This window comes from Mesorhizobium sp. P160219 (genome assembly GCF_057786095.1).
In genome coordinates this window covers 4,884,985-4,901,083 of sequence record NZ_JBYNWG010000001.1, presented here as the reverse complement: position 1 = coordinate 4,901,083, position 16,099 = coordinate 4,884,985, and the positions used below count along the sequence as shown (strand labels likewise).

The following is a 16,099-nucleotide window of genomic DNA, read 5'->3' as shown; positions in this document are numbered from 1 at the left end:
TTGACAGCGGTGCAAAGGTATGAAAATTTTTGCACACAAAGATAATATTATCACCCTGGGGAGGGGATGGCTTGAATTCCGGCGGAAGCGCAAACCGCGACCATGAATCCAGCCTCGCCACGCGCGCGGCCTGGCTGCACTATGCCGGTGGTCTGACCCAGGCCCAGGTGGCCAAGCGGCTTGGCCTGACCAGCCTCAAGGCGCATAGGCTGATCACCAAGGCCAACCAGGAAGGTCTGGTCAGGGTCTTCATCGACGGCGACGTCGCCGAATGCGTCGACCTGGAACAGCGCCTGATCGCCGCCTATGGGCTCCACTATTGCGAGGTGGTTCCCGATCTCGATCAGGACGAACTGCCGCTCAAGGGGCTGGGCATTGCCGGCGCCCAGTTCCTGAAGCGCGAAATCGATCGCGGCGAAGACATGCTGATCGGCGTCGGCCATGGCCGCACGCTTGCCGCCAGCGTCGAATATCTGACGCGCGCAACTGCTGCTCACATCCGTTTCGTCTCGCTGCTTGGCGGCGTGACGCGCAAATTCGCCGCCAACCCGCACGACGTCATGCATCGCCTGGCAGAGCGGACCGGCGCGCAGGCTTTCGTCATGCCGGTGCCTTTTGTCGCCAATACCGCCGAGGACCGCGAAGTGCTGCTTGGCCAGCGCGGCATCAGCGATGTGTTCGCTCTCGCCAGCCGGTCCGACCTGATGTTCGTCGGAATAGGCACGGCCGAGCGGGAGGCGTCGCTGGTCGCCACCGGCATGATCGAGCCTTCCGAAATCGACGAGGTCAAGCGTGACGGCGGCGTTGGTGAATTGCTGGCGCATTTCTTCGACGACAAGGGGCGTCCGGTCGAAACGGCGCTGTCGGAAAGAATACTGGCGCTTCCGCGCGATCAGTTGAAGGGCCGCAGGATCGTTGCCGTCGCCGGCGGCAAGGTGAAGGTGCGCGCCATCAAGGCAGTACTCGAAAGCCGTTATCTCAGCGGCCTGATCACCGACGAATGCACGGCCCGCGCGCTGGTCGAGCTCGACGATGCAGCCGGGACCGCGAAGCGCTGCGTGAACGGAGGAACTTCGAATGCGTGACAACGGACAATCCGCACCGCTGGTGGTTGCATCATGAGCGCGAAGGCCACCGCCCGGCAAGCTTCGCCCGGCCTGCGCCGGGTGCTTGCCGGCGCTGCGGTTGTGGTTCTGCTCGGCGCCATGGCGCTCGATACCAAGGTGATCAAGATCGGCTCTGCCGGCGATGTTCGCAACGCGGTGTTTTCGGCCGCCGACTACGGCAAGTCTGAATTTCCCAAGGTGCAGGCCGATGTCGAAGCGCGTGCCGCCGACGCCGCAACGGTGGCGACGGCGATCGCCAAGGACAGGGCGACGGCCGAAAAGGAATATGGCGTGCCGGCGGGAGTCGGACCGGTCATCTCGGTCAAGTTCACCGGCGTCGTCGGCGAGGGAAAATCGGGCATCTACAAGGTCGCGGTCGACGGTTTGCCGGACACGTTGACCGTCCGCGTACAGACTGGGCCGGCGATCAACGGCACCGAGCTTCGCGACGCCACCGGCAAGATCACCTTTGGTCAGTTCACCAACCAGATCGAGTATCAGGACGCCGGCTCGGCGCTGAACAACGAGATGAAGAAGGAGGTGCTGGCGAAAGTCGATACCAGTGACTTGACCGGCAAGACAATAGCGGTGGTCGGCGTCTTCAAGCTGGTCAATCCGAAGAGCTGGCTGGTCACGCCGGTGAGGCTGGACGTCAAATGACAATGGCTGCCGGCACAGAACCCGCGACTGGCGATGCCGTGCTTTCGGCGCGCAATGTCGTCATGTCGTATGGCGGCGTCCACGCGCTCAAGGGCGTCAACTTCGACATCCATCGCGGCAAGGTCACCACCCTGTTCGGAGAGAATGGCGCCGGCAAGTCGACGCTGATGAAGATCCTGTCCGGCGTGGTCACGCCGACATCCGGCGACATCGTGCTCGACGGCAATCTCGTCAGCTTTTCCTCGTCTTCGGACGCGCGCGACCGCGGCATTTCGATCATCCACCAGGAGCTCAGCCTGGCGCCGAATCTGAGCGTTCGCGACAACATCTTCATGGGCCGCGAACTGCGCACCAGAACCGGCCTCGACTTCGCCGAGGAGTCGCGCCAAGCGCGGGCGCTGATGGCCGACCTCGAAGAAGACATCGATCCGATGACCTTGGTGGAGGACCTGCGCCTGGGGCAGCAGCAGATCGTCGAGATCGCACGCGCGCTATCGGTCGACAGCCGCATCCTGATCATGGACGAGCCGACCTCCGCGCTGAGCGCCACGGAGGTCGAAGTGCTGTTCAAGGTGATCCGCGATCTGACCAGCCGCGGTGTCTCCATCGTCTACATCTCGCATCACCTCGAAGAGGCGCTGCAGATCACCGACTACGCCGTCGTGCTGCGTGACGGGGCGATCACGGCGACGGCCGAAGCCAAGGACATCGACCTCGAATGGATCGTCCGCAACATGGTGGGTGAGAATTTCGACCTCGGCTCGCCGCCGACCGGCCATGCGTTTGGTGAGGTCGCGCTGTCGATCGAGGATGTCAGCGTCACCGACGCTTCGGGTTCAGGCTACGTCGTCGATCATCTGTCGCTGGATGTCAAAGCGGGCGAGATCGTCTGCATCTATGGGCTGATGGGCGCGGGCCGCACGGAATTGCTGGAGGCCGTCGCCGGCCGTGTGCCCATGGCGGGCGGGCGGGCGCTGCTGGAGGGTGAGGACGTTTCGGGGCTGACCATTGCCCAGCGCATCGCCCGAGGTCTGGTTCTGGTCCCCGAGGATCGCCAGCGCGACGGCCTGGTTCAGACCATGACCGTCGGCCGCAATCTGTCGCTTGCCAGCATCGAGGCGTTCGCGAAAGGCCTGTTCCTCTCCCGGCCGAGGGAACGCGCACTGATCGACGATTCGATCCGCAAGGTGACCATCAAGACCGCGGGCGGCAACGCCATGATCGGATCGCTGTCGGGCGGCAACCAGCAGAAGGTCGTCATCGGCAAGATGCTGACGACAGATCCCAAGGTCATCCTTCTCGACGAGCCGAGCCGCGGCATCGATGTCGGCGCCAAGGCCGAAGTCTTTCGCTTGCTCAGCGAGCGTGCCGCGCAAGGCCTGGCGGTCGTCTTCTCGACCTCGGAGGTCAATGAGTGCCTCAGCATCGCCCATCGCATCGTCGTGATGCGGCGCGGCAAGATTTCAGCCGAATTCGGCGCCAACGCCACCAAAGAGCAGATCATGGCCGCCTCCGGCGAAGCCGTGGTCGCCTGACCATAGAATTTCGGAGCCCCGACCCATGAGCGATGTCAGCCAGGCCAGCAAACAGTCCAGCCCCAATGCGGGCGGCGAGGGCTTCGACGTGGCCAAGCTGCTGCTCGAAGGCCGGGCCTTCTTTGCCCTGATCGTCATCATTGTCGTCTTCTCGATCCTGTCGCCCTATTACCTCTCGGTGGCGAATTTCCTGACCATGGCCTCGCATGTCGCCATCTTCGGGATTCTCGCCGTCGGCATGCTGCTGGTCATCCTCAATGGCGGCATCGACCTGTCGGTGGGGTCGACGCTCGGGCTTGCCGGCGTCGTCGCTGGGTTTCTGATGCAGGGCGTGACGCTGACCTGGCTGGGCGTCGTTCTCTACCCGCCGGTCTGGATGGTCGCGGTGCTGGCCTGCATGCTGGGTGCGGCCGTCGGGCTTATCAACGGCGTGCTGATCGCGCGGTTCAAGGTTCCGGCCTTCGTCGCCACGCTCGGCGTCATGTACATGGCGCGCGGCCTGGCACTGCTGATGACCAGCGGCCTGACCTACAACAATCTCGGCGGCAAGCCGGAGTTGGGCAACACCGGTTTCGATGCTCTCGGCTTCAACCGCCTGTTCGGCGTGCCGACCGGCGTGGTGGTGCTGGCGGTTATCGCGCTGATCGGCAGCATCGTCCTGAACCGCACCGCCTTTGGACGCTGGCTCTACGCCTCGGGCGGCAATGAGCGCGCCGCCGAACTCTCCGGCGTTCCGGTCAAGACCGTGCAGATTTCGGTCTATGTGCTGTCGGGCATCTGCGCCGCCATTGCCGGCCTGATCCTGTCCTCGCAGCTGACCTCGGCCGGGCCGACCGCCGGCACCACCTACGAACTGACGGCCATCGCCGCCGTGGTCATCGGCGGCGCCGCACTCACCGGCGGGCGCGGCAACATTCGCGGCACCTTGCTCGGAGCCTTCGTCATCGGCTTCCTATCCGATGGTCTGGTGATCATCGGCATCTCATCCTACTGGCAGACAGTGTTCACCGGCGCCGTCATCGTGCTCGCCGTGCTCCTCAATGCCGTTCAGTATCGCCGCCGTAGCAAGCTTCCAGCTTCGACGGGCGGCCAACCGACTTCTCAGAAACGGGGGAAGGCCGAACCGGCCAATCCTGCCCAAGGGAAGACTGCCAGCTGACTGGCAGCAAGACCGCGTAAAATCATTGGAGGAATGTACATGAAAATCGTGCTTAGAAGTTTGCTTGCCGCCGCGATGGTGGTCGGGTTTAGCGCAGCCGCATCGGCCGCGGGCCTGATCTCGATCATCGTCAACGATCCGGCCAACCCCTACTGGCTGACCGAAGGCAACGTCGCCAAGGCCGAAGCCGAAAAGCTTGGCTATACAGCCAACGTCGCCGCCCACAAGGGCGACACCAATACCGAAAGCAATCTGATCGACACCGCCATCACCAACAAGTCGGTGGCGATCATCCTCGACCCGGCCAATGCCGATGGTTCGGTCGGCGCGGTGAAGAAGGCGATTGCCGCCAACATCCCGGTTTTCCTCGTCAATGCCGAGATCAACCAGGAAGGTCTTGCCAAGGGACAGCTCGTCTCCAACAACGCCCAGGGTGCGGCTCTCGGCGCCCAGCAGTGGGTGCAGGCGGTCGGTGAAAAGGGCAAGTATGTCGAACTGCTCGGCGCCCCCTCGGACAACAACGCCGCCACGCGCTCGAACGGCTACGCGACTGTGCTGAGCCAGTATCCGGATCTCGAAAAGGCCGCTTCGCAGGTCGCCAACTGGGATCGTACCCAGGGACACGACAAGATGCAGAGCATGCTGCAGGCCAATCCCGACATCATCGCGGTGATCAGCGGCAACGACGAAATGGCGCTTGGCGCGGTTGCGGCGCTGAAGGAAGCCGGCAAGCTCGCCGGCATCAAGGTCGGCGGCTTTGACGGCTCCCCGGATGCGGTTGCGGCCATCAAGTCCGGCGAACTGCAGTACACCGTGCTTCAGCCGGTGGCCATCTTCTCGGCCAAGGCCGTGCAGCAGGCCGACTCGTTCATCAAGACGGGCGCTACCGGCGCCACCAGCGAGAAGCAACTGTTCGATTGCCTGCTCATCACCAAGGACAATGTGGACAAGTACACCGCACCCTTCGTGCTGTCGGAATAAAAACCTGCTCAGGGGGTGTCCTTCGCGGACACTCCCTGGCTCTTCCATGGCTTCGAGACAACAAAGACTGCTCCTTGTGACTTGCCTTCATAACCATCCGGAACTTGCGGCATGAAAGACCTGCTGATCGGGATCGACGCGGGAACGTCCGTGATCAAATCGGTCGCTTTCGATCTATCGGGGCGGCAGCTCGCCATGGCATCGGTGACCAACAGCTTCGTCACGCTGGAAGGCGGCGGCGCCGAACAGGACCTTAATCAGACCTGGCGCGACATGGTGCTGACCGTTCTCGATCTGGCGACGAAAATTCCAGACCTCGCGCGGCGAACCGCGGCCGTCGCGGTCACCGGGCAGGGCGACGGCACCTGGCTGATCGATGGCGACGGCATGCCGGTCGGGCGCGCGTGGCTCTGGCTCGATGCGCGCGCCGGACATCTGGTGGACGAGATGCGCGGCGATTCCCGGGATCGCACGCGGTTCGAGATCACCGGCACCGGGCTCAACGCCTGCCAGCAGGGCGCTCAGCTCAGCTGGCTGAAGAAAAACAGCCCGGAAATCCTGGAGCGCGCCGCCACTGCCTTTCACTGCAAGGACTGGCTCTATTTCAAGATGACCGGCGAGCGCGCCACCGATCCTTCGGAGGGAACATTCACCTTCGGCGATTTCCGCGCGCGCAGCTATTCCGACGAGGTGCTCGACATTCTGGATCTGACGTCGCACCGCCGCCTGCTGCCCCCCATGCTCGAAGGCACGACCGACCATCATCCGCTTTCTGCGTCGGCAGCAGGCGAGACCGGCCTGCTTGCGGGCACGCCGGTGGTGCTGGGCTACGTCGACATGGTCAGCACCGCGCTCGGCGCCGGCCTCTATGATCCAAGCGGCAATGTCGGCTGCACGGTCATCGGCTCGACCGGCATCCACACACGCCTAGCGCGCACTCCTGATGATGTCGTCCTCAACGACAATGCCTCCGGCTACACGATCGCCATGCCGGTTCCGGGCGCCTATGCGCAGCTGCAATCCAATATGGCGGCGACGCTCAACATCGACTGGCTGCTTGGCCTGGCGCGCGACGTGCTGACCGCCAGCGGCGCAAAACCTTCGCGCGACGAGCTGCTGAAAGCGCTCGATGTCTGGGTCGAAGGATCGGAGCCGGGATCGCTGGTCTATCAGCCCTATATCTCGCTCGCCGGCGAACGCGGACCGTTCGTTGACCCCGACGCACGCGCGGGCTTCATCGGCCTCTCGGTCAAGCACGGTTTTGGCGATCTGGCGCGCGCCGTTCTCGAGGGATTGGCCTTCGCGGCCCGCGATTGCTACCAGGCCATGGGCAGCATGCCCAGCGAGATCCGCCTGTCTGGCGGCGCGGCGCGCAGTCCGTCGCTGCGCCGTATTATCGCCGCGGCAACCCGCGCGCAGGTCAGAACCAGCAGCCGCCAAGAAGCAGGTGCCGCGGGTGCGGCGATGATGGCCGCGGTCGGGCTCGGCTTTTATCGCTCGATGGATGATTGCTGCGCCGAATGGGTGACGCCGCTTCTGGGCGAATGCGACGCCTATGACGAGGCGCTTTCGCAAACCTACGATGCGCTGTTTCCGTCTTTTGTCGCGGCGCGTCAGGCGCTGCATCCGGTGTGGAAATCGATGGCGCACCGCACAGGAGCTAAGTCTTGAGCGATACAACGGATATTGTCGATCTCTTCGTGATCGGCGGTGGCGTCAACGGCGCCGGCATAGCGCGCGATGCCGCGGGTCGCGGGCTGTCGGTCATCCTGTGCGAGAAGGACGATCTGGCGCAAGGCACCAGCTCGCGTTCCGGCAAGCTGGTGCATGGCGGCCTGCGCTATCTCGAATATTACGAGTTCCGGCTGGTGCGCGAAGCGCTGATCGAGCGCGAGGTGCTGCTTGAGGCGGCGCCGCACATCATCTGGCCAATGCGTTTCGTGCTGCCGCACAGCCCCGAGGACCGGCCGGCATGGCTGGTGCGGCTCGGGCTGTTTCTCTACGACCATCTTGGCGGCCGCAAGCGGCTGCCGGGAACGAGGACACTGAACCTGAGAACGGCGCCGGAAGGGGCGCCGATCAGGGACGAATTCAAGCGTGGCTTCGAATATTCCGACTGCTGGGTCGATGACGCCAGGCTGGTGCTGCTCAATGCGCTCGATGCCAGTCAGCGCGGCGCAAAAGTCTTCACTCGCACTGCCTGTATTGCTGCCTGGCGCGAAGACGGCCTGTGGTCGATCGACATGCAGGACGGCCGCACGGGCGCTGTGACGAGGGTCCGCGCACGCGGGTTGGTCAACGCGGCCGGGCCATGGGTGAATGACATCGTCAGCCGCGTCGCCGGACAGAATTCCACCCGCAACGTTCGCCTGGTAAAAGGAAGCCATATCGTCGTGCCAAAATTCTGGGAGGGACGGCAGGCCTATCTGATCCAGAACAACGACAAGCGGGTGATTTTCGTCAATCCGTATGAGAACGATCTGGCGCTGATCGGCACCACCGACATACCCTATGAAGGCAGGCCTGAGCTAGTGGCGGCCGAAGCCAGCGAAATCGATTATCTGATCAAGGTGGTCAACCGCTACTTCAAGCGCCAACTCACCGCGCAGGACGTGGTCTACAGTTTCTCGGGCGTGCGGCCGCTCTATGACGACAATGCCGACAACCCGAGCGCGGTGACGCGCGACTACATCTTCGAACTCGACGCCCCGAACGGTGGCGCGCCGCTGCTTTCTGTGTTCGGCGGCAAGATCACCACCTTCCGCAAACTGTCCGAACATGCGCTGGAAAAGATCCAGCCCTTCTTTCCGACCATGAAGAAGGCCTGGACAGCCAAAATTCCCCTGCCGGGAGGCGACCTGCCCAACGCGGATTTCGAGCAGTTCCTGGGCGATCTGCACGCCGAGTTTTCGTGGCTTAGCCCGTCGCTGGTGAAGCACTATGCCCGCAGCTACGGCACGCGCACGCGCGCCTTGCTGAAAGGCGTAAAAGGCGAAGCCGATCTCGGCCGTCGTTTCGGCCCGGATTTCTATGAGCTCGAAGCTGTCTTCCTGTTCGAGACCGAATGGGCGATGACCGCCGCCGACGTTCTCGAACGCCGGACCAAACACGGGCTGCATATCAATGCGGCCGAGCGGAAAACATTCGAAGACTGGTGCACAAAGACAATGGCGGCGGTGAACTGATGGCCTTCACGCTTTCGCTGAACACCAACCCGCTGGTCAATCGCTTCGCCGATCCCGACGATCTGATCGACGCCATTGCCTATGGCATCGGCATCCGCGACGTGCAACTGACGCATGAATTCGTCAATCCGGGCTGGCCGGCGGCAACGATCGCCAAGTTCGTTCGCCTGTTCAACAGCGCCCTGGCGCGGACCGGCGTGCGGATCACTTCGGGTATGACCGGTCCCTATGGCCGGCTCAATCATTTCGGCCATCCGGACGCGGATGTGCGCCGCTATTATGTCGATTGGTTCAAGACCTTCGCCGACATCTCCGCCGAACTCGGCGCGTCGGGCATGGGCACGCAGTTCGCCATATTCACCTACAAGGATTTTGACGATCCGCAGCGGCGCGCGGCGCTTCTCGACATCGCGCTCGAATGCTGGCGCGAAGTGGCCGAGCACGCCAAGGCGGCGGGCCTGACCTACCTTTTCTGGGAACCGATGTCGGTCGGCCGCGAGTTTGGCCACACGATCGAAAGCTGCGTCGAATTGCAGGGCGCCATCGATGCGGCCAAGCTGCCGATCCCGATGCAGATGATGGTCGACATCGACCATGGCGACGTGACCTCGCCCAATCCTGACGACACTGATCCCTATGCCTGGGCGAAAGCGTTCCCGTTGCAATCGCCGATCATCCACATCAAGCAATCGTCGATGAACAAGGGCGGGCACTGGCCGTTCACCGCCGCCTACAACAAGGATGGCCGCATCATCCCGCAGAAGCTGCTCGACGCCGTGCGGGCGGGTGGCGGAACCGACAATGAAATCTGCCTTGAACTTTCCTTCCGGGAGAGGGAACCGGTCGATCATCAGGTTATTGCAATGATCCGTGAGTCGGTGGATTTCTGGGCGCCTTACATCGACAGCGGCCGCGAAAGTCTCAAGCCTCGCGCTTGAGGCAAACCGCCGGCCCGAAGGCCGGCGCAGACCCGGAAACACGCATCATTCGAATTTCGGATCGAAGGAGAGAAGAATGGCCCCATATTGGGTCGGCACGAGCTGGAAGATGAACAAGACGCTGGCGGAGGCGCTGCAGTTCGCCGAGGCATTGGCTGCCTTCGTGCCCGGCTTCGATCCGGCGATACAGCCTTTCGTCATTCCGCCCTTCACCGCGGTGCGGCAGGTCAAGGCGGCGCTCGCCAACACCCGCGTCAAGGTTGGCGCCCAGAACATGCATTGGGCCGATGCCGGTGCCTGGACGGGCGAGATTTCGCCGGTGATGCTGAGGGATTGCGGGCTCGACCTGATCGAACTAGGCCATAGCGAACGCCGCGAGCATTTTGGTGAGACGGACAGGACCGTAGGACTGAAAACGGCGGCGGCGGTCAGGCACGGCTTTGTGCCGCTGATCTGTGTCGGCGAGACGCTGGCCGAGCGCGAGGGCGGCCGCGCCGACGAAATTCTGACCGCGCAGGTCTTGGGCGCGCTGCAGGGTCTCGCAAACAATGAGTTGTCGGCAGAGATACTCTTTGCCTATGAACCGGTGTGGGCGATCGGCGAGAAAGGCATTCCGGCCAGCGCCGACTATGCCGACAAGCAGCAGGCGCTGATCAAGCAGGTCGCAGCAACCCGGTTGCCGACCGCCCCGCTTGTGCTCTACGGCGGCAGCGTCAATCCCGGCAACGCGGCTGAACTGATTGGCCAGCCGCGTATCGATGGGCTGTTCATCGGCCGCTCGGCATGGCAAGCGGAAGGCTATATCGACATTCTCAAAAAGGCGTCGGCCGCCATCGCGCGCTGACCACGAAAACGAAGGAGTTCATTGCCATGAAGATCGCACTCGGAGCCGACAGCGCCGGCAAGCCGCTGCTCGATGTCATCGCCAAGCATCTCGCCACCAAGCCAGAACTGCAGGTCGTCGATCTCAGCCAGGCCGGATTCTACGCCGATATTGCCGCTGCGGTCGGCCACGAAATTGTCGACGGCAATTACGACCGCGCCATCCTGTTTTGCGGCACCGGCATCGGCGTCAGCATCTCGGCCAACAAGGTGCCCGGAATCCGTGCCGCGCTAACCCACGACACCTATTCGGCGGAACGCGCTGCGAAATCCAACAATGCCCAGATCATCACCATGGGTGCGCGCGTCATCGGCCCCGAACTGGCCAAATCGATCGCCGACGCCTGGCTGGCCTCGGAGTTCGATCCGAACGGTCCCTCTGCCGCCAACGTGCAGGCTGTCGACAAGCTCGACGCGAAGCGCTGAGGATCCGCTCCCGACCTAGCCGGTCAAGGCGATCCGCATCGCCTCGATGACGGTTACGGCGGACGCCGCGCCTGGATCCATATGGCCAAGCGAGCGTTCGCCGAGGCGGGAGGCCCGGCCCTTGGTGGCGATCATCGCCTTGGTCGCCTCCGCGCCGGCCTTTGCCGCCTCGGCTGCAGCCGCGAGGCTGCCGGCCAGCCCCTTGCCGGCGGCCAGTGCCTCGCCCGCAGCCGTCGCGGCCGGCGCCCACGCATCGATCATCGTCTTTTCCCCAGGCTCGGCCTTGCCGCGATCCTGAATGCCTCTGGCCATCGCTTGGAACATAGCGACCGCGTCGGCGTCGTCGAGCGTCGCCTTGCCCTTGACGGCGGCCGCGCCGCGCATGAATGCCGTGGCATAGAGCGGGCCCGAGGAGGCGCCGACGGCGTTGAGGAACGACTTCGCCGCCGTGTTCAGCAAGATGGTCGGATCGGTGGTCCCGTCGTCCAATGCGGCCACCGCGTCGCGTGCCGCGGCAAATCCCAACTCCATGGCAATGCCGTGGTCGGCATCGCCGATCACCCCGTCAAGCGCGCACAACCGGTCCCGGTCGGCTGACATGGCGTCGGCGATGGCAACGAACATCGCGGCAAGGCGGGTGGTGTCGATTGTTGTCATCTGTTGTTCCTTGCCGTCCCCAGTTTACCCGGCGCGAAACATGGCGCAGTCGCAAGGGTGGTCGAGCATCGTTTGCAACTCGTCGTCGAGGTGGTGCAGCGTGATCGAAGCGCCGGCCATTTCGAGCGAGGTGCAGTAATTGCCGACCCAGCTTGCGTGAATGGATACACCGATATCGTCAAGCCGCTGCTTCACGCGCCGGTTCATGATGTAGAGTTCCATCAGCGGTGTCGAACCCAGCGAATTGACCAGCACGGCGACCTTCTCGCCGCGTGCCGGCGCCATCTCGGCGAGAATCCTGTCCAACATTTCGTCGGTGATCTCGTCGGCCGTTTTGAGTTTTCCGCGTGCGATGCCGGGTTCGCCATGGATGCCCATGCCGATCTCCATCTCGTCGGGTCCGATTTCGAAATTCGGCCGGCGGGTTTGCGGCAACGAACAGGGCGCCAATGCGACGCCCATGGTAAAGGTGTGGTCGTTGGCTTTCCCGGCAATGCGTTCGCATTCATCGAAAGACAACATGCGGTCGCAGGCGGCGCCTGCCGCCTTGAAGATGAAGAAGTTCCCTGCGACACCGCGCCGCTTGTGCCTGTCACCAACGGGCGCGGAAGCGACGTCGTCGGTGCTCAGCACCGTGCGCACCTCGATGTCGTCCATCGCGGCCATCTCGGCCGCCATGTCGAAATTCATGACGTCGCCGGCATAGTTGCCGTACATGAACAGCACACCGGCGCCGCCGCTCGCCGCCTTGGCGCATTCGAGGATCGGGTCGGGCGGCGGAGAGGCGAAGACATTGCCGATCGCCGCCGCGTCGGCCAGCCCCTTGCCGACGAAGCCGAGAAAACTCGGCTCGTGGCCCGAGCCGCCACCAATGACGAGGCCTACCTTGCCTTGGCGCGGTCCATCGCGGGCGATGATCGAGCGCGGGCTTCCGTCAACGGCTTTGAGATGGCGGGGATGCGCAGCCAGGATGCCTTCCAGCATCTCGTCGACGGCCCGATTGCCGTCATTGATGATCTTCTTGGTTTGCACCAACGTCCTCCCGATTTGGTATTTTCATAGGTGATACCGGGCGTTATCAGGCTGCCTTCGGGCGAGGGCAGGGGCGCGATGCCCACCAAACTGCCTCGATCGGCTTCGTAGCTGTTACCAGCCGTTCTGGCAGAAGCTAAGCGGACCGAAGTGCGCGGACAATGGCGCTGTAGTGTACAAGATCGCACCACGGCTTAGAAAAGGCGGTGGCTCCCCGGGCCGGATTCGAACCAGCGACCAACCGGTTAACAGCCGGTTGCTCTACCACTGAGCTACCGGGGAATAGAGGCTCTCATGTGAGTGGCGCAGCCTATAGCAAACCCTTTTCGGCTTTGCAAAGAAGCATTTCGCATTTTTTAGCGCATTTTCACCCAATGGTTTCTGGCAATCGCCGGATGACACCACATATGAGCCGTCTTGGGCGCCGTCGGACCTTGGTCGGCGGAACCTGAAAGGCGATTGCAGCCTTTAGCGCATATGGCTTTATCGAAGGCAACCGGATCGACTTTCGACATGACTGCAGCAGACGAAAACCAGGCACCGGCGCGGAAAATCTCGGTGTTCGGGCGCGAGTTCACCATGCCGCGCTCGCGCGGGCTGAGGATCGCCATCGGTATCATGCTGGTGTTTTTCGGCCTTCTCGGTTTCCTGCCGATTCTCGGCTTCTGGATGATTCCGCTCGGCCTTTTGGTGCTTTCCTACGAATTTGCCGCGGTGCGCCGCCTGCGGCGCCGGTTCGTCGTCTGGTGGGAACGGCGTCGCCGGCCAAATTGAAAGCGATGGCGCGCGGTCCCGGTTCAGTGGACGCTTCGCTTCCAGCCCCCCGCAGACCTTCCCCTCGAATATCTCCTTGAGAACGGCAGCCCCTGGTGTCAGCCGCGCGTTTACGGTGAAAACCAGTTTGCACCCGCTGCGTAAAGCTGCGGGTTCGAGTTTCGCCGGTCGCGCAGCCATGCTTGAGGAGCGGCCAATATGCCGGTGCGCCAAGCGCTGAAATCGCTCGGGAACCACGTTGCGGCGGCTGATGAGGAAAGCGCGCCGGAATGCCGCGCGGACGCTTGACGACCTTTCGCTGCCACCATATTGAGTTCGCTCGCCGGGAGCGATGAGGCCTCGTGGCGGAGTGGTTACGCAGAGGACTGCAAATCCTTGCACCCCGGTTCGATTCCGGGCGAGGCCTCCAATCGCTTCAACTCCCGCATGCCGGGGGCTTGAGTTCGAATGCGCCGCAGTGTCGGCGCGACAAGCGCATTCAGCGCATTGGCTTTTGACGGATTGGTTGGGACATGAGCGCTGATTTCTCCGAACTTCGCGTCAAGATGGTCGACGGCCAGGTCCGCACCACCGATGTGACCGACGCAGCATTGCTCGATGCCATGCTTGCCGTGCCGCGCGAGGCCTTTGTCGGGGCCGGCCAACAGGCTCTCGCCTATATCGACGAGGATATCCGCATCTCCGACGGCGCCGATGGCAGCGGTGCGCGCTACCTCATGGAGCCGTCGCCACTGGCCAAGCTTTTGCAGTTGGCCGAGATCGACGCCGGCGATTCGGTGCTCGATGTCGGCTGCGGCACCGGTTATTCCGCGGCGCTGCTGTCCAGGCTGGCCAAATCCGTCGTGGCGCTGGAAAGCGATACCACACTGGCGGAAGCAGCCAAAGCGGCGCTTTCGGCGCAGGGCTGCGATAACGTCACCGTGGTCACCGGCCCACTGCCGCAAGGTCATGCCGCCAAGGCGCCCTACAATGTGATTCTCATCGGCGGCAGCGTCGAGAAAGTGCCTGCGGCGCTGCTTGACCAGCTTGCCGAAGGCGGCCGGCTGGTGGCTGTGGAAGGGCAGGGCAATGCGGGCGTAGCCCGGCTCTTTTTCAATGCAGGGGGGGTTGTAACCGGAAGACGGGCATTTAATGCGGCAATTAAGCCACTACCCGGATTTGAACGCATTCATGCCTTCGAGTTCTAAGTGATTTTGCCTTGCAGCAAAGACTCTGTCATGTTGGCTTGCGATTGAACAATCGTTGCTGATTGGTTAACCGGGGTTTCGGGAGGCTGTCAGCGGGGGAACGATACATCGACGCGGCGCTGGCCGATCCCTAGGGATGGGCTGGCGTGGCGTGGTTCCCGTGCAAAACGAATGAGGGATATAAAGTGCCGTCCTTAGCCAAGAGTTTGTTTGTTACTGTCCTCATTTCCGCGACAGCGCTTTCGCCGATAGCCGCCTCGGCGGAAACCATTCTCGGCGCGCTTTCCAAGGCCTACCAAAACAATTCCTCGCTGAATTCGGCCCGTGCCGGCGTGCGCGTCACCGATGAGGGCGTGGCGATCGCCAAGTCGGGCTATCGCCCGGTGATCACTGGTTCGGCTGATATCGATTACACCTCCAGGCACCTGAACGGCAGGAACGCGAGCCTGGCATTGACCACCGGCAGCTTCGGCGTTCGGATTGATCAGACGCTGTTCGACGGCTTCCAGACCAAGAACAGGGTCGCGTCGGCCGCTGCACAGGTGAGGGCCTCGGTCGAGGGCCTGCGCAACACCGAAGAGAACACGCTGTTCAACGCGGCGAGCGCCTATATGGACGTGATTCGCGACCGCCAGGTGGCGGTGCTGACCGAACAGAATCTGCAGTTCCTGACCGAGCAGGCGCGCGCGGCACGCTCGCGCTTCGAGGTTGGCGAGGGCACGCGCACCGATGTGGCGCAGGCCGACGCGTCGCGTTCAGCCGCGGTGGCGCAATTGAGTGCTGCCCGTGCGCAGGCTCTGGCCAGTGCGGCAACCTATCATCAGATCGTCGGTGACGAGCCGGGCAAGCTCAAGGCCGCGTCGCCGTTGGCGAAGCTGTTGCCGAGGAGTCTCGAGGCGGCGATCGGCATTGCATCGAACGAGCATCCGGCCATCCTGGCCGCCCTACATTCCGTCGATGCAGCCGGATTTGATGTAAAGACGCAGGAGGGTGCGTTGCTGCCGCAGTTGACTGCCAGTGCCGGCCTTTCCCATGCCTATCAAAATACCGTACCTGGCGCGGGGGATTCGGACGGCGATTCCAATGCCGCCACCGTCGGCGCGACGCTGACCGTTCCGATCTATTCGGGCGGCCGTACCTCCGCACTCGTTCGTCAGTCGAAGGAATCGCTCAGCCAGGCTCGCATCGAGGTGGATGTCAGCCGTGACTCGGTGCGCCAGGCCGTGACCTCGGCATGGACGCAATACATCGCAGCGCGTGAAAGCGTCGACGCTAATCGGCAGGTGATCGCGGCCGCACAGTTGGCGCTCAACGGCGTCATCGAGGAGCGCAATGTCGGACAGCGCACCACGCTCGACGTGTTGAATGCCCAGAACGCCGTCATCTCGGCAAAGATCGACCTCGCCAGCTCCGAGCGCGATGTGGTTGTAGCGAGCTACGCCATCCTGTCGGCCATGGGCCGCCTGTCGGCCGATCGCCTGGCGTTGAATGTGGTGAAGTACAAGCCTGAAGAGCACTACAGAGCCGTCAAGGACAAATGGATCGGGCTGCGTACGCCGGACGGTCGTTGAGCCCAC

15 protein-coding genes and 2 tRNA genes are annotated in these 16,099 nt (G+C 63.1%); 14 read left to right on the top strand and 3 right to left on the bottom strand.

Annotated elements, in window-relative coordinates:
- Positions 1-71: 71 nt before the first annotated feature.
- The 10 genes from AC3EMP_RS23850 to derI all read left to right on the top strand — a co-directional run bounded on the left by AC3EMP_RS23850 (position 72) and on the right by derI (position 10,872).
- The gene (locus tag AC3EMP_RS23850; protein ID WP_023672601.1) at positions 72-1,085 is read left to right on the top strand and encodes a sugar-binding transcriptional regulator; all 1,014 of its coding nucleotides are present in this window, start codon (positions 72-74) and stop codon (positions 1,083-1,085) included.
- Between the two features lie 33 nt (positions 1,086-1,118).
- Complete coding sequence (locus AC3EMP_RS23845) at positions 1,119-1,766, top strand: DUF2291 family protein (RefSeq protein WP_023672600.1); 648 nt, start codon at positions 1,119-1,121, stop codon at positions 1,764-1,766.
- A complete protein-coding gene (locus tag AC3EMP_RS23840) occupies positions 1,763-3,301 on the top strand; it encodes a sugar ABC transporter ATP-binding protein (RefSeq protein ID WP_023818099.1) in 1,539 nt (512 codons plus the stop codon). Before AC3EMP_RS23845 ends, AC3EMP_RS23840 begins: the two co-directional genes overlap by 4 nt.
- 25 nt (positions 3,302-3,326) lie before the next feature.
- Positions 3,327-4,460, top strand: coding sequence for an ABC transporter permease (locus AC3EMP_RS23835; protein ID WP_023672598.1), 1,134 nt, complete (start codon positions 3,327-3,329; stop codon positions 4,458-4,460).
- Positions 4,461-4,499: 39 nt separating this feature from the next.
- The gene (locus tag AC3EMP_RS23830; protein WP_081726801.1) at positions 4,500-5,441 is read left to right on the top strand and encodes a D-ribose ABC transporter substrate-binding protein; all 942 of its coding nucleotides are present in this window, start codon (positions 4,500-4,502) and stop codon (positions 5,439-5,441) included.
- A 111-nt stretch (positions 5,442-5,552) separates the two neighbouring features.
- The gene (locus AC3EMP_RS23825) at positions 5,553-7,112 is read left to right on the top strand and encodes an FGGY-family carbohydrate kinase (protein WP_352514111.1); all 1,560 of its coding nucleotides are present in this window, start codon (positions 5,553-5,555) and stop codon (positions 7,110-7,112) included.
- Positions 7,109-8,626 carry a glycerol-3-phosphate dehydrogenase gene (locus tag AC3EMP_RS23820; RefSeq protein ID WP_023672595.1) on the top strand — a complete coding sequence of 506 codons (1,518 nt, stop codon included), beginning with the start codon at positions 7,109-7,111 and terminating at the stop codon, positions 8,624-8,626. The genes AC3EMP_RS23825 and AC3EMP_RS23820 overlap by 4 nt, the downstream gene beginning before the upstream one ends.
- Complete coding sequence (locus AC3EMP_RS23815) at positions 8,626-9,564, top strand: sugar phosphate isomerase/epimerase family protein (protein WP_023710712.1); 939 nt, start codon at positions 8,626-8,628, stop codon at positions 9,562-9,564. Before AC3EMP_RS23820 ends, AC3EMP_RS23815 begins: the two co-directional genes overlap by 1 nt.
- 76 nt (positions 9,565-9,640) lie before the next feature.
- On the top strand, positions 9,641-10,408 hold the full coding sequence (locus AC3EMP_RS23810) for a triose-phosphate isomerase (protein ID WP_023823023.1): 768 nt from the start codon (positions 9,641-9,643) through the stop codon (positions 10,406-10,408).
- A 26-nt stretch (positions 10,409-10,434) separates the two neighbouring features.
- A complete protein-coding gene (derI, locus tag AC3EMP_RS23805) occupies positions 10,435-10,872 on the top strand; it encodes a D-erythrulose-4-phosphate isomerase (RefSeq protein ID WP_023672592.1) in 438 nt (145 codons plus the stop codon).
- A 15-nt stretch (positions 10,873-10,887) separates the two neighbouring features.
- Here derI and dhaL read toward each other — a convergent pair whose 3' ends face one another.
- The 3 genes from dhaL to AC3EMP_RS23790 all read right to left on the bottom strand — a co-directional run bounded on the left by dhaL (position 10,888) and on the right by AC3EMP_RS23790 (position 12,843).
- Positions 10,888-11,529, bottom strand: coding sequence for a dihydroxyacetone kinase subunit DhaL (gene dhaL / locus AC3EMP_RS23800; protein WP_023744772.1), 642 nt, complete (start codon positions 11,527-11,529; stop codon positions 10,888-10,890).
- Positions 11,530-11,553: 24 nt separating this feature from the next.
- Positions 11,554-12,561 carry a dihydroxyacetone kinase subunit DhaK gene (locus tag AC3EMP_RS23795; RefSeq protein WP_023667709.1) on the bottom strand — a complete coding sequence of 336 codons (1,008 nt, stop codon included), beginning with the start codon at positions 12,559-12,561 and terminating at the stop codon, positions 11,554-11,556.
- A 207-nt stretch (positions 12,562-12,768) separates the two neighbouring features.
- Positions 12,769-12,843: transfer RNA gene (locus tag AC3EMP_RS23790), tRNA-Asn, on the bottom strand.
- A gap of 231 nt (positions 12,844-13,074) precedes the next feature.
- Between AC3EMP_RS23790 and AC3EMP_RS23785 the strand changes: the two genes are divergently transcribed.
- The 4 genes from AC3EMP_RS23785 to AC3EMP_RS23770 all read left to right on the top strand — a co-directional run bounded on the left by AC3EMP_RS23785 (position 13,075) and on the right by AC3EMP_RS23770 (position 16,093).
- Positions 13,075-13,335: a PGPGW domain-containing protein gene (locus AC3EMP_RS23785; protein WP_023667708.1), complete on the top strand. Its 261-nt coding sequence runs from the start codon at positions 13,075-13,077 to the stop codon at positions 13,333-13,335.
- A gap of 335 nt (positions 13,336-13,670) precedes the next feature.
- Positions 13,671-13,744, top strand: a tRNA-Cys gene (locus tag AC3EMP_RS23780).
- Between the two features lie 103 nt (positions 13,745-13,847).
- Positions 13,848-14,522 carry a protein-L-isoaspartate O-methyltransferase family protein gene (locus AC3EMP_RS23775; RefSeq protein WP_023667707.1) on the top strand — a complete coding sequence of 225 codons (675 nt, stop codon included), beginning with the start codon at positions 13,848-13,850 and terminating at the stop codon, positions 14,520-14,522.
- A gap of 185 nt (positions 14,523-14,707) precedes the next feature.
- Positions 14,708-16,093 (top strand): TolC family outer membrane protein, encoded by a 1,386-nt coding sequence (locus AC3EMP_RS23770; protein ID WP_352653686.1) that lies wholly within the window; start codon positions 14,708-14,710, stop codon positions 16,091-16,093.
- The last annotated feature ends 6 nt before the right edge of the window (positions 16,094-16,099 follow it).